Raw genomic sequence first — 13,628 nt, 5'->3', positions numbered from 1 at the left:
CGACCGCCGCCTGCCCCCGGACAAAGGCGCTAAAGTGGGGGGCTGGTAACCGGATAGCGTGCTTGGGAGATGCGGTCGATGAGTACACAGCAGGACCTCCCGGTCCAGATCTCGATGCTCGACGACGGTCTCGATCCTCCCGCCTACGCCACCGACGGTGACGCCGGGGCGGACCTGCGCACCGCCGTCGACCTCGTGCTCGAGCCCGGTGAGCGTGCACTCGTCCCCACGGGAGTGGCCGTGGCCCTCCCTGCCGGCTACGTGGGCCTCGTCCACCCGCGCTCCGGTCTCGCGGCGCGGCACGGCGTGACCATCGTCAACGCCCCCGGGACCATCGACGCCGGCTACCGCGGCGAGATCAAGGTCTGCCTCCTCAACACGGACCGGACCGAGTCCGTCCGTCTCGCCCGCGGCGATCGCATCGCCCAGCTGCTCATCCAGCGCGTCGAGCACGCGGCGTTCACCGTCGTCGACGAACTGCCCGAAAGCATCCGCGGAACAGCCGGGTTCGGCTCGACCGGTGGGTTCGGACAGGACCCGGCCCTGGCCGCCGTGGGCACTCCTGCGGAGGGCTGACCGCAGCGCGGTACGTATCCGCCCCCGGCGACGACCGCACCTACTCGACACCTACTCGACCACGGAATCAGGAAAGGACCCCGGAGATGGCTTTTGGGCGCCTCAGGAAGAAGAAGAACGACGACGCGGCCGCGTCGCAGCAGGACGCCGCAGCGGCCGATGACGCACCGGCGGCCGCGGAGGGCACGCCCGTAGCTGCTGACGCCGCGACGGGCGCCGTACCCGAGGGCACCGGTTCCGAGGCCGCCGCCGCGGACACTGCGGGCGAGGATGCCGCCGCGGTCCCGGCGGCGCCGGTCGCCCCCGTGCCGGCGGGTCATGTCTCGAGTGCCGACTACGACCGGTCCGCGCTCGGCCCGTTCGACCTCTCGGAGCAGGAGACCGAGAGCGGCTACATCGATCTCGGGGCCCTCCGCATCCACGCCACCGAGGGACTGCAGCTGCGCCTCGAGGTGGAGGAGCGCAGCAAGCGCGTCATCGCCGTGACACTGGACCTCGGCGGCTCGACGCTCCAGCTGCAGGCCTTCGCAGCCCCGAAGACCGAAGGGCTGTGGGACGAGATCCGCGAGCAGATCGGCGCGTCGGTGGGCTCGCAGGGCGGCACCGTGGAGGAACGGCCCGGCCGCCTCGGCACGGAACTCCTCGCGAAGCTGCCCGCCCAGACGCCGGACGGCCAGCCGGGCTACCGTGTGGCCCGCTTCGTCGGCGTCAACGGCTCCCGCTGGTTCCTCCGCGGCGTGTTCGGCGGGCCTGCGGCGCTCGACCAGAACGCCGCGGCCCCCATGGAGAAGCTCTTCCGCAGCGTCGTGGTGGTCCGCGGCGACCACCCCCTTCCGCCGCGCGAGCTCCTCCCGCTCAGGCTGCCCAAGGACGCCGCGGCGGGCCCGCCGCCCCTCACACCCACCCGCCCGGACCTGAACCCGCTCGAGCGCGGTCCCGAGATCACCGAGACCCGCTGACTTCCGTGCCGGATCGGCAGTACGCACCAGGTTCCGCCGACCCCGCAGGCCGGCCCACGACCGCTGCGCCGGCCGGATCAGCGGCGCTGCCCGGACGCCCCGGCCCGCCCGGCGGATCCGGGCAGACCGACTCCGCGGCCCTGCCCGGACGTGGCAGGATCAAGGCGCACGGGGTCATCGTGAGGATCACGATCACCCCGGTGACGGCGCCGCCGTCGTTCGCGGCCCTCGCGAGGATCGACTGGAACGGGACGCACGAGGACGTGCGGATCGTCTGGATGGGCCAGCGCCGTGTCCCGGGCGTCGAGGCCGGGGTCGCCCTGCGCTTCGAGGGGATGCTGAGCCTGGTGGGCAGCATCCCCACGGTGTACAACCCCCGCTACGAGATCATCGGCCGCCCCGACGAGTTTGAATGAGGAACAGCACATGAGCCACCCGACGAACGAGCCCGGCGCCGACCGCCCGGAGAGTGCACGGGCAGTCCCCGGCCACGCCGCGGCCCCCGGGCGGTCTCCCGCGCCGCAGGCAGCCCCGACGGCGGCGGAGCTGGCGTCGCAGTACGCGGCGAAGTCCGGGGTCCGGCGCAACCACGACGGGCAGATCGACGTGCTCGCGTCGGTCGGTGGGGTGCAGGGGCTCGCCGAGAGCGTGGCTCCCGGACTCGTGTTCACGATCCTCTTCACCCTCACGAGGGACCTCCAGGTGTCCCTGATCGCGGCATTGGCCGCCTCGGCGGTCTTCACCGCCGTCCGGCTCGTCTCGCGCACCCCGGTGACCCAGGCCCTCGCCGGGCTGGTCGGCGTCGCGTTCTGCGCCTTCGTGGCACTGCGCACCGGCAACGCCGAGGACTTCTTCCTGCCGGGCTTCTTCATCAACGGCGCCTACATCGTGGCGATGACCGCCTCGGTGCTCCTCCGCTGGCCGTTCGCCGGACTCCTGTTCGGGTTCATCCGCAACGAGGGCATCGAGTGGCGCAAGGACCCGGTGCGCGTCCGCGCCTACGCCCTCGCCACCTGGATCATCGTCGCGGTCCTGGCCCTGCGGCTCGTGGTGCAGGTGCCGCTCTACCTCGTGGAGAACATCGCGGCCCTCGGCTCCACACGCGTGGCCATGGGCCTGCCGCTGTACGCCCTCGGCCTCTGGCTGGCGTGGATGGTCTCCCGCCCGGCGGGCGCGGTGCCCGCGGCCGGGTCCGACGCCGACCCGAAGGGCTGACCCCTCAGGACGGTTGGCCGGCGCCCCGGTCGGTCCGCGCGGAGAGTGCGGCACGCAGATCGTCCTCCGCGGCGATCGCGGCGAGGAAGAACATCTCGTCGCCGTCCTCGACGACGTCGTCCGGGCTCGGTGTGATCGGGGAGTCGTCCCGCAGGACGGCGACGACGGCGCAGTCCTCGGGGAGGCGGATCGAGCCGATGGTGCCGCCCACGAGCGGGGAGTCCGCGGGCACTGTGAACTCGACGATCGAGGACACCCCGGTCTGCAGCGTCAGCAGGCGCACCACGTCGCCCACCTCCACGGCCTCCTCGACGAGCGCCGTCATGAGGCGCGGGGTGTTGACGGCCACATCCACGCCCCAGGAGTCGTCGAACATCCAGTCGTTCTTCGGGTTGTTCACCCGGCCCACCGTGCGGCCCACACCGAACTCGCTCTTGGCGAGCAGCGACACCACGAGGTTCACCTTGTCGTCGCCCGTGGCGGACACCACGACGTCGGCCTCCTCGAGGCGGGCGTCCTTCAGCGTGGTGAGCTCGCAGGCGTCGCCGATCAGCCACTTGGCCCCCTTGAGCCCGCTGCGGCCGATCACCTCCGGCTTCTCGTCGATCAGCAGGATCTCGTGGTTGTTGCCCAGCAGCTCGCGGGCGATCGAGGACCCGACGCTCCCGGCCCCGGCGATGACGACCCTCATCGGTTCTCCTCCTTCGGGGCGGCGGCGAGGATGCGGGTGATCTCGTCGGTCGCCGTCGTCTTCATCATGGCGTGCAGGATGTCACCCTGCTGGTAGCTCGTCTCGGCGGTCGGGAGGATGCCCTCGCCGAAGCGCGTGAGGTAGGCGATGCGGACGCCGCTGGCGGCCTCGATGCTGCGGAGCGACCGCCCGAGCCAGGCGTCCGCGAGCGCGAGTTCGGCGAGGATCAGGCGGCCGGAGGTCTCGCGGAAGTCGCCGTTGATGGTCTGCTCGGGCAGGATCCGCCGCAGGACCTGGTCCGCGCTCCAGCGGACCGCCGCGACCGTGGGGATGCCGAGGCGCTGGTAGATCTCGGCGCGCCCCGGGTCGTAGATGCGCGCGACGACGTGCGGCACGTGGAAGGTTTCGCGGGCCACGCGCGTGGCGAGGATGTTGGAGTTGTCGCCGCTGGACACCGCCGCGAACGCGTAGGCGTCGCCGATCTCCGCGTACTTCAGGGTCTCCCGGTCGAAGCCGACCCCGGTCACCTTGCGACCGCCGAACGAGGACCGCAGCCGGCGGAACGCGCGGTCGTCCTGATCGATGATCGCTACCGAGTGCCCGGAGTCGTCGAGGGTGTGCGCCAGACTGACGCCCACCCTGCCGCACCCCATGATCACGAAATGAGCCACCGAGGGCACCCCTGATTCTTGGTGTAGATCCTGCTGTTCCGTGCCGTACCAGCACCAAGCCTAGTGGCTGCCCGGGGGCGCGGACGCGCTAGTGTTTGGGCTGTGCTGACTTTTCTCGAGGCTGTCAAGAGGGTGCTGGTGGGCAAGCCCTTCGCCAGTGACAGGTTGAGGAGCAGGACCCTGCCGAAGCGCCTCGCCATGCCCGTCTTCTCCGCGAGCGCGATCTCGTCCGTCGCGTACGCGCCGGACGAGATCCTCCTGACCCTCGCTCTCGCGGGAGTGGCGGCGGTGGCCATCTCGCCCTGGGTGGGCCTGGCCGTGATCGCGGTGCTGCTCGTCGTCGTCGCCTCCTACCGTCAGGCGATGCGCGCCTATCCGTCGGGCGGGGGCGACTACGAGATCGCCAAGCGGAACATCGGCCCGCGGGCCGGGACCACCGTCGCGTCGGCGCTGATGATCGACTACGTCCTGACGGTCGCGGTCTCGGTCTCCGCGGCCGCCCAGTACCTCGTCTCGCTCGCCCCGGCGCTCGAGGGCGTCCGTGTCGGGCTGGCCGTCGTGGGTGTCGCCGTGCTCGTGCTGCTGAACCTGCGCGGCATCACCCGCGGTGTCCGGGCCCGCGCCGTCATCACCTACGCCTTCCTCGCCGGGATCCTCGCCCTCTGTGCCACCGGGATCGCCCAGGCCCTCGCAGGCACCCTCGCCGAGGCGCCGAGCGCACGCTTCGAGATCATGCCGGAGGCGGCGCTCGACGCCGGCCTCGTGGGCCTGGCCGGCGCGCTGTTGATCCTCAGGGCCTTCTCGGCGGGCGCCGCGGCCCTGACCGGGCTCGAGGGGCCCGTGTCCAACGTGCCGCGCTTCCAGGCGCCGCAGAGCCGGAACGCCGCGACGACGATCCTCATCCTCGGGCTCGTGTCCTCGGCGATGCTCGCGGGCGTCATCTACCTCGCCAACGCCGCCCGCGTCCACGTGGTGCAGGACCCCGCGGCGCAGCTGCGCCTCGACGGCGGGCCGATCCCGGCGGACTACATCCAGGCGCCGGTGGTCAGCCAGCTGGCCCGGACCGTGTTCGACGCCGGGTCCCCGGCCTTCTACGGCGTGGTCGCCGTGACGGCCCTGATCCTCCTGCTCGCCGCCCATGCGGCCTTCGCGGCCTTCCCCGTGCTGGCGTCCACGCTCGCCACCGACGGCTACCTGCCGCGGCAGCTGCGCACCCGCGGGGACCGCCTGACCTTCAGCAACGGCATCCTCCTGCTCGGCCTCGGCGCCGTGGTGCTCATCGTCTTCTTCCGGGCGGACGTCACCGCGCTCGTCCAGCTGTACATCGTGGGCGTGTTCGTCTCCTTCACGGGCGGACAGCTCGGGCTGGTCCTGCACTGGACCCGCGCCCTGCGCAGCACCGTCGGCACCCAGGAGCGCTGGGCCATGCGCAAGTCGCGGGCCATCAACACGCTGGGCTTCGCGCTCACCGCGGCGGTGCTCGTCGTCGTGCTCGTCACCAAGTTCGAGTACGGGGCGTGGGTCGCCGTGCTCGCCATGGCCGTGCTCGTCGTCGTCATGCGCAGCATCAAGAAGCACTACGACGTCGTGGCCGCCGAACTCGCCATCGACGACGCCGTCCACCTCCGGGCGCTCCCCTCCCGGGTGCACGCCGTGATCCTCGTCTCCCACGTCCGGAAGCCGGTGCTGCGCGCGCTGGCGTTCGCGCGAGCCTCCCGGCCGTCCCGGCTCGACGCCATCACGGTGGACGTCGACCCCGAGCAGACACGCCGCACCCTCGCCGACTGGGAGCGATACGAGATCCCCGTGCCCATCACGGTCCTCGCCTCGCCCTACCGCGACACCATCACCCCGATCCTCGAATACATCACCACGATGCGCCGGGACTCCCCGCGCGACCTCGTGGTGGTCTACATCCCCGAGTACGTGGTGGGAAGGTGGTGGGAGCAGCTCGTGCACAACCAGACGGCCCTGCGCATCAAGGCGCGCCTGCACTTCGTGCCCGGCGTGATGGTCGCGAGTGTGCCGTGGCAACTCGCGTCCTCCGACGCGGCCCGCATCTACCAGGACCTGAAGTAGGAACCATGACCGCCCCTGAACCATCAGCAGCACCCGCCACCGACGCCACCGACGCCAACGACGCCACCGCGGCAGAACCGGCGCCGACGGCGGAACTCACGATCGAGCGGCCCGCGCACGGCGGCCACTTCGTGGCCCGGCACGAGGGCCGCGTGGTGTTCGTCCGGCATGCGCTGCCGGGCGAGCGCGTGCGGGTCCGCTTCACCGGGACGGACGACGACGCGAGCTTCTGGCGAGCCGACGTCGTCGAGGTGCTCGAGGCCTCGCCGCACCGCGTAACGCATCCCTGGCCGCTCGCGGACGCCCTCTTCACCGCGGCCCGGGGGCGCGCGCCCGTCGGCGGCGCCGAGTTCGGGCACATCGCCCTCGACGAGCAGCGGCGCCTGAAGGCCGCGATCTTCGAGGAGCAGCTCACCCGCCTCGCCAGGACCGAGAGGACGGTGACCGCGGAGCCCGCACCGGGTGAGGCCGCCGACGGGCTCGCGTGGCGCACCCGGGCGGCCTTCGCCGTCGACGCCGCCGGCCGCCTGGCGATGCACCTGCACCGCTCGCACGCCGTCGTCCCCGTCCGGGAGATGCCCCTGGCCGTCCCCGCGATCAACGCGCTGCGGCTGTGGACCCTCGACTTCTCGGGCATCGAGCGGGTGGACGTGGCCGCGCCGTCCGGCGGGGGAGAGCCGCTGGTCCTCCTCGTCGCCGCCGCGGGCACCTCCCCGCGGCGCATCGCGGCCGTGGCGTCCTCGATCGACGGCGCCTCGGTGGGGGTCCTCGAACCCGAGTCCGGCCAGGTGCGGAGGCTCAATGGGCGGACCTGGCTGCAGGAGAGCGTGCTGGGCGTCGACTACCGCGTCACGGGGGCCGGTTTCTGGCAGATCCACCGCGGCGCTCCCGAGGCCCTCGTCTCTGCGGTGCTCGACGGCCTCCAGCCCGCCGCGGGCGAGCGGATCGCCGACCTCTATGCGGGGGCCGGGCTGTTCACCGTGCCGCTCGCGCACGCCGTGGGCCCGGCCGGGGCGGTGCTGTCCGTCGAGGGGTCGGCCGGGACGAGCCGCGACGCGAAACGCAACCTCCACGGCCAGGACCACGTGGCCATCGTGCAGGGCCGGGTGGACGCCGTGCTCGGCCGCTGGAGCGAGCCGCTCGACGCCGTGCTGCTGGACCCGCCGCGCGCGGGCGCCGGGAAGAAGGTGGTCCGGCAGATCCTCGACGCCGGCCCCCGCGTGGTCGGGTACGTGTCGTGCGACCCGGCGTCGTTCGCCCGAGACCTCGGTTACTTCCTCTCGGCCGGCTGGACGCTCGACACCCTCCGCGTGTTCGACCTCTACCCCCACACACACCACATGGAATCGTTCGCGCGTCTCCTGCCGCCGTCGGCCTGAGGATCGGGCGGGCGCGGATCGCCGGGCCCGATGGCACCGGGCCGGAGGCCCGAACGTTAGAGTTAAGACCAATCAGCGGCGATTCCTTCGCCACGCCTAACGAACCGAGGAGGCGCCGATGGGACTTCTGGAGACTATCCAAGGCCCGCAGGACCTGAGCAAGCTCAGCGACGTCCAGCTGACGGCTCTCGCCAGGGAGATCCGCTCGTTCCTGGTCAGCAACGTCTCGCGCACGGGCGGTCATCTGGGGCCCAACCTCGGGGTGGTGGAACTGACCCTCGGCATCCACCGCGTGTTCGACTCGCCCCGCGACAGCATCATCTTCGACACCGGCCACCAGTCCTACGTGCACAAGCTCGTGACCGGGCGCCAGGACTTCAGTACCCTCCGCCAGCAGGGCGGGCTGTCCGGTTACCCGTCCCGCGCCGAATCGGTGCACGACGTCGTCGAGAGCTCTCACGCCTCGTCCTCGCTCTCGTGGGCCGACGGCATCTCCCGCGCGCGGGTCCTGAACGGCGAGGGCGACCGGTACACAGTCGTGCTCGTGGGCGACGGTGCCCTGACCGGCGGCATGGCCTGGGAGGCCCTCAACAACATCGCCGCGGACAAGCGGCGCCGCGTCGTGATCGTGGTCAACGACAACGGCCGCTCCTACGCGCCGACCATCGGCGGCGTGGCCGACTACCTCGCGTCCCTCCGCCCCACCCTGGATTCGGTGCGCACGCACCGCGTGTACGAGCGGACCCTCGACTGGGTGAAGCAGCGCATGCAGGACGGCGGCACGATGGGCGAGTTCAGCTACAAGAGCCTGCACGCCATGAAGAAGGGCATCAAGGACTGGTGGGCGCCCCAGGGCCTCTTCGAGGACCTCGGCATGAAGTACGTGGGTCCCGTCGACGGCCACGACCAGAGCGCCGTCGAGCAGGCACTGCACCTGGCCAAGAACTACGAGGGGCCCGTGATCGTCCACGCGATCACGGAGAAGGGCCACGGCTACGCCCCGGCCCGCGCACACGAGGCCGACCAGTTCCACGCCGTCGGCGTGATCGACCCCGAGACGGGGGAGCCCGTCGACGCGGCGGGCCAGCAGTCCTGGACCTCCGTCTTCGCGAACGAGATCGCGGACATCGCCGACGAGCGCCCCGACATCGTGGGCATCACGGGCGCCATGCTCATCCCCGTGGGCCTCCACCGCTTCGCGGCACGCCACCCCGACCGGGTGTTCGACGTGGGCATCGCCGAGCAGCACGCGCTCACGAGCGCGGCCGGCATGGCGTTCGGCGGTCTGCACCCCGTGATCGCCCTGTACGCGACGTTCCTCAACCGCGCCTTCGACCAGCTGCTCATGGATGTCGCCCTCCACAAGGCGGGTGTGACGGTGGTCCTCGACCGGTCCGGCGTCACGGGGCCCGACGGCGCGAGCCACCACGGCATGTGGGACCTCGCCCTGCTGCAGGCCGTTCCCGGCCTGCACCTCGCCGCTCCGCGCGACGCGTCCCGGCTCCGGGAGGAGCTCCGGGAGGCCGTCGCCATCGGCGACGCCCCGAGCGTGGTGCGCTACTCCAAAGGGTCCGTCGGCGCGGAGGTCGAGGCGATAGAGCGCCTCGACGACGGCGTCGACATCCTGTCCCGCCGTCCGGCCGGGTCCCGCCACAACGACGTCCTGATCGTGAGCGTCGGTGCCATGAGCGAGCTCGCCCTGGATGTGTCCAACCGGCTCGGCGCGCAAGGGATCAGCTCGACCGTCATCGATCCGCGCTGGCTCCTGCCGGTGCGCCGGTCCGTCATCGACCTCGCCGCCGAACACCGCATCGTGATCGTCATCGAGGACGGGGTGAGGGCCGGCGGCGTCGGCTCCAGGATCCGCCAGGAGATGCGGTCCGCGGGTGTCGACACCGCACTCAACGAGGTGGGCCTCCCGGTCGAGTTCCTCGACCACGGCACCCGCAATCAGGTCCTCGAGCGCGTGGGCCTCACCGCACAGCAGATCACGCACGACGTGGTCGCGCAGGTGCTGGGCACCAAGGTGCCGGTCGCGCGGCCGCTCGCCGGGGACCACGCACCCGCGACAGGTCAGCTCCCGAAGCTCTGAGGACCCCCGGCGTCCAGGCCGCGTCGTCGTCGGCCGGTGGCGGGGACCGTCGGGCCCGCCCTGCCGGGGAGCACGATCCGCGATAGGGCGGGCTCGCCGTCACACGGGAACCCTCTCGAGGAGGTGTGGTGTGAGATAATGACGAAGGCTGGCGAAGGAACCACATTCCTCCGCCGGTCCAGTGACAGGCTTCCGTTCAGCCAGCGATGCTTCCGTCCTACCGAGTCCGCCCCGTCGGCGGAAGTAGGTGGAATCCGCTGGAGGAACCCACCGTCGACAAGGACGGCTGAGGTGGAAAAGCGCCACTGGTCTCCGAATGATTCCGCACCCCAATGACGGTGTGACCTCGGACGACATGACAACGACTTCCGGCCGGCCGCCGGGCGAAAGGCCCGCGGCCGGCCGACATACCGCCCTGGAGGGCGTTGGAATGTGGCCGACGCCGCAGGGGCTTGGAGCAAGCACCCATGGATCAGTCAGAACAGCTGGGGAACGACCAGAACACAACCGTTGCACCGGAGACCGTGCAGCCTCCGGAGCCGGCCGGGCCGGTGAAGGCGCCGCGCAGGCGCCGCGCGGCCAGCGCCCCCGCGGGGGCCCCACCCGCCGTGCAGGCGCCGGCCGTCGACACCACCGCCGAGGGCGCACCCGTCCCTGCGGCGTCCTCCGATGCAGCTGTCGCCGACTCTTCTGCCGGCGAAGCGCCCGCCGCGCCGGTCCGCAAACGGGCCACGCGCGCACGCAAGCCCGCCGTCGTCCCGACCGACGCCACGCCGACGGACAACGCGTCGGACGCCGCCCCTACCAGTGCCGCCGCGACGGATCCGGTGACCACCCCGGATGCCGGCGCCGATGCAGCACCCGCCGCCCCCGCGCGGGCACCACGGACGCGGCGCCGCGCGGCCACGGCCGAAGCCGGCCCCGCCCGGCCCGTCGAACAGCTCCCCGTCGCCGAGACCACGACGGCCTCGGCCGCGGAGACCATCACGACCGCAGCCCCGCAGGAGGCCGCGGCACCGGCCGACGCCGGTGACGGCACCGACACCGCCGCCGAGACCGGGGAGAAGCCGGCGCGCGCGCGACGCACCTCCACCCGGACCCGCAGCCGCCGCGCCTCCGAGCCCGTCCAGGCCGTCGAGACAGGGCCCGCCGACACCTCGGGCGCCGACACCTCGGGCGCCGACGCCCCGAGCGACGCCGTGGCGGGCGCGTCCGCCGGACAGCCGCAGGCGGGGCCGACGTCCGGCGCCGCAGCCATTCCGGATGCCGGCGCCGAGCAGGACACGGACGCCGCCGCGGCCCAGCCCGTCGACGGACACCGCGGCGACCCCTTCGCCGTCCCGGAGTCACCCCTGTCGCTCCTGTTCCACGCACCCGATCTCAGCGCCGTCACCGTGCCCTCCGTCAAGGTCACCCCGCCCCGCGAGGAGGACACGGAGGACGACACCGAGAACTCCGCGAGCTCCGAGGACTCCAACCGCCGGTCACGGCGGAGCCGCCGCACCCGCAGCCGCCGCGGCGACGCCGTGCAGGCCGGATCGGCCTCGGATGACGCCGAGGCCTCGGACGAGCAGCCCGCCACCAACGGACCCGACGACGGCGCGGCCGTCACCTCACGCCGCCGCCGCCGTCGCCGCCGTGGCGACCAGGACCTCGAGCTCTCGGGCGGCGACGACGACGACCCGCCCAACACGGTCACGCGCGTCCGGGCTCCCCGGCAGTCCAGCGAGCCCGTCTCCGACCGCGTCACCAGCGTGCGCGGCTCCACCCGGCTCGAGGCGAAGAAGCAGCGGCGTCGCGAATCCCGCGACACCGGTCGCCGCCGCCAGGTCATCACCGAGGCCGAGTTCCTCGCCCGTCGCGAATCCGTGGACCGGCAGATGATCGTCCGCCAGCGCGACGACAGGATCCAGATCGGCGTGCTCGAGGACGGCATCCTCGCCGAGCACTTCGTCTCACGGACCCAGCAGGACTCCCTGATCGGCAACGTGTACCTCGGCAAGGTGCAGAACGTGCTGCCGAGCATGGAGGCCGCCTTCGTGGACATCGGCCGCGGCCGCAACGCCGTCCTGTACGCCGGCGAGGTCAACTGGGATGCCGCGGGCCTCGACGGCCAGCCGCGCCGCATCGAGCTCGCACTGAAGTCCGGCGACCCCGTCCTGGTGCAGGTCACCAAGGACCCGGTGGGTCACAAGGGCGCCCGGCTCACGAGCCAGATCTCCCTGCCCGGCCGGTACCTCGTGTACGTCCCGGGCGGCTCCATGACGGGCATCTCCCGCAAGCTGCCCGACGTCGAGCGCAACCGCCTCAAGCGGATCCTCAAGGACCGCCTGCCCGAGAACGCGGGCGTGATCGTCCGCACAGCGGCCGAGGGCGCCAGCGAGGAGGAGCTGACCCACGACATCAACCGGCTCCGCGCGCAGTGGGAGGAGATCGAGCGCAAGTCCGGCTCGACGAAGACGCTCGCACCCGAGCTCCTCTACGGCGAGCCCGACCTGACCATCAAGGTGGTCCGGGACGTCTTCAACGAGGACTTCTCGAAGCTGGTCGTCTCCGGGGAGGACGCCTGGGACACCATCGAGGCCTACGTCATGTACGTGGCGCCGGATCTCGTGGGACGCCTGGAGAAGTGGACGGGCGAGGAGGACATCTTCGCGGCGTCGCGCATCGACGAGCAGATCGCGAAGGCGCTCGAGCGGAAGGTGTTCCTCCCGTCGGGCGGATCCCTCGTGATCGACCGGACCGAGGCCATGACCGTCGTCGACGTCAACACCGGCAAGTTCACCGGCAGCGGCGGCAACCTGGAGGAGACCGTCACCAAGAACAACCTCGAAGCCGCGGAGGAGGTCGTACGGCAACTCCGCCTGCGCGACATCGGCGGCATCATCGTGATCGACTTCATCGACATGGTGCTCGAGGCGAACCGCGACCTCGTCCTCCGGCGCCTCGTGGAGTGCCTCGGGCGGGACAGGACCAAGCACCAGGTCGCAGAGGTCACGTCGCTCGGCCTCGTCCAGATGACGCGCAAGCGCATGGGGACCGGCCTGCTGGAGGTCTTCGGGGAGGACTGCGAGCACTGTGCGGGCCGCGGCGTCGTCACGCACATGGAGCCGGTCGAACACCGCCGCTCCCTGCCCCTGCCCGAGAGCCAGCCGATGCGTCAGGACAAGCCGTCCCGGAGCGAGCGCAAGCGGAACCGGGGCCGGAGCGGTCAGCCGGTGGACGAGGTGCCCGTGCAGCTTCCCGCCCCCGTGGCCGAGAGCCCGGAACGCGCGGCGAAGGCCGAGGCCGCCCGTGCCGCCCTGGCGAGCATCGCGGCCGCGACGCACCACGCGCATGAGGACCAGGCGCACGAGGACCACGCGGAGGAGGCGGTCGCCGAGGCCGACATCCAGGTGACCGAGGCCGTCCTCACGATCAACGGCGAGACGGTGACCCTGCCCCGCGCCGAGAGCCGGCCGCAGGCCCGGCAGGAGCGCGACGCAGCGCCGTCGACCCGCCTGACGCTCGACAGCCTCAGCGAGGCCTTCAACCGGAGGCCCGCGGCGGACGAGGCGGAGCGCCCGGCTGCGTCGACGGACGACGGCGGACCCGCCACCGGGGGACCGGCGTCGGAGGCACCGGAGGCACCAGAGGCACCTGTTGCTCCGGCGACGGCACCTGTGGCACCGGAGGCTCCCGCGACGGCACCGCCCGTGGCGTCGGCTCCCCGTACCCGTCCGCGTCGTCGGGTGGCCCGCAGCGCCCAGGGTGCGGCGGACACCACGATCGAGACGCAGGGCGCCGAGACCGTCGCCGGGCAGTCCGGCACACGGCACGTCGCCAAGGCCCCTGTGGCCGTGCGCACGCCCGAGCCCTCAGGCGCCGAGCCGCTGATCTTCGGCGTCGGCGTGCCGGCGTCGGAGCTGTAGCGCCACAGGACCGCCCGGCCGGCCCGGCTGCACGCTCCGCGGTGGAAGGCCGGGG

10 protein-coding genes are annotated in these 13,628 nt (G+C 72.3%); 8 read left to right on the top strand and 2 right to left on the bottom strand.

The window, feature by feature from the left end; translation table 11 throughout:
* Positions 1 to 69: 69 nt before the first annotated feature.
* The 4 genes from dut (at position 70) to AC4D2O_RS08270 (ending at position 2,750) form a co-directional block, all read left to right on the top strand.
* The gene (gene dut / locus AC4D2O_RS08285) at positions 70 to 576 is read left to right on the top strand and encodes a dUTP diphosphatase (RefSeq protein WP_490906331.1); all 507 of its coding nucleotides are present in this window, start codon (positions 70 to 72) and stop codon (positions 574 to 576) included.
* Between the two features lie 86 nt (positions 577 to 662).
* Complete coding sequence (locus AC4D2O_RS08280; protein ID WP_490906328.1) at positions 663 to 1,535, top strand: DUF3710 domain-containing protein; 873 nt, start codon at positions 663 to 665, stop codon at positions 1,533 to 1,535.
* A gap of 5 nt (positions 1,536 to 1,540) precedes the next feature.
* Complete coding sequence (locus AC4D2O_RS08275) at positions 1,541 to 1,951, top strand: hypothetical protein (RefSeq protein ID WP_490906327.1); 411 nt, start codon at positions 1,541 to 1,543, stop codon at positions 1,949 to 1,951.
* 10 nt (positions 1,952 to 1,961) lie between these two features.
* Complete coding sequence (locus tag AC4D2O_RS08270; RefSeq protein WP_490906325.1) at positions 1,962 to 2,750, top strand: DUF3159 domain-containing protein; 789 nt, start codon at positions 1,962 to 1,964, stop codon at positions 2,748 to 2,750.
* A gap of 4 nt (positions 2,751 to 2,754) precedes the next feature.
* Here AC4D2O_RS08270 and AC4D2O_RS08265 read toward each other — a convergent pair whose 3' ends face one another.
* Positions 2,755 to 3,441: a potassium channel family protein gene (locus AC4D2O_RS08265; RefSeq protein WP_490906323.1), complete on the bottom strand. Its 687-nt coding sequence runs from the start codon at positions 3,439 to 3,441 to the stop codon at positions 2,755 to 2,757.
* Positions 3,438 to 4,112 (bottom strand): potassium channel family protein, encoded by a 675-nt coding sequence (locus AC4D2O_RS08260; protein ID WP_334209525.1) that lies wholly within the window; start codon positions 4,110 to 4,112, stop codon positions 3,438 to 3,440. The genes AC4D2O_RS08265 and AC4D2O_RS08260 overlap by 4 nt, the downstream gene beginning before the upstream one ends.
* A 102-nt stretch (positions 4,113 to 4,214) precedes the next feature.
* On the opposite strand from AC4D2O_RS08260, the gene AC4D2O_RS08255 reads away from it, so the two are divergent.
* The 4 genes from AC4D2O_RS08255 to AC4D2O_RS08240 all read left to right on the top strand — a co-directional run bounded on the left by AC4D2O_RS08255 (position 4,215) and on the right by AC4D2O_RS08240 (position 13,573).
* Positions 4,215 to 6,191, top strand: coding sequence for an APC family permease (locus AC4D2O_RS08255; protein WP_490906320.1), 1,977 nt, complete (start codon positions 4,215 to 4,217; stop codon positions 6,189 to 6,191).
* A 5-nt stretch (positions 6,192 to 6,196) separates the two neighbouring features.
* Positions 6,197 to 7,570 (top strand): class I SAM-dependent RNA methyltransferase, encoded by a 1,374-nt coding sequence (locus tag AC4D2O_RS08250; RefSeq protein ID WP_490906318.1) that lies wholly within the window; start codon positions 6,197 to 6,199, stop codon positions 7,568 to 7,570.
* 118 nt (positions 7,571 to 7,688) lie between these two features.
* Positions 7,689 to 9,662: a 1-deoxy-D-xylulose-5-phosphate synthase gene (gene dxs / locus AC4D2O_RS08245; protein ID WP_490906316.1), complete on the top strand. Its 1,974-nt coding sequence runs from the start codon at positions 7,689 to 7,691 to the stop codon at positions 9,660 to 9,662.
* Positions 9,663 to 10,129: 467 nt separating this feature from the next.
* Positions 10,130 to 13,573: an Rne/Rng family ribonuclease gene (locus tag AC4D2O_RS08240; protein WP_490906315.1), complete on the top strand. Its 3,444-nt coding sequence runs from the start codon at positions 10,130 to 10,132 to the stop codon at positions 13,571 to 13,573.
* The last annotated feature ends 55 nt before the right edge of the window (positions 13,574 to 13,628 follow it).

The organism is Arthrobacter sp. TJ-238 (assembly GCF_058269215.1).
This window is presented reverse-complemented; position numbering and strand designations above follow the sequence as displayed.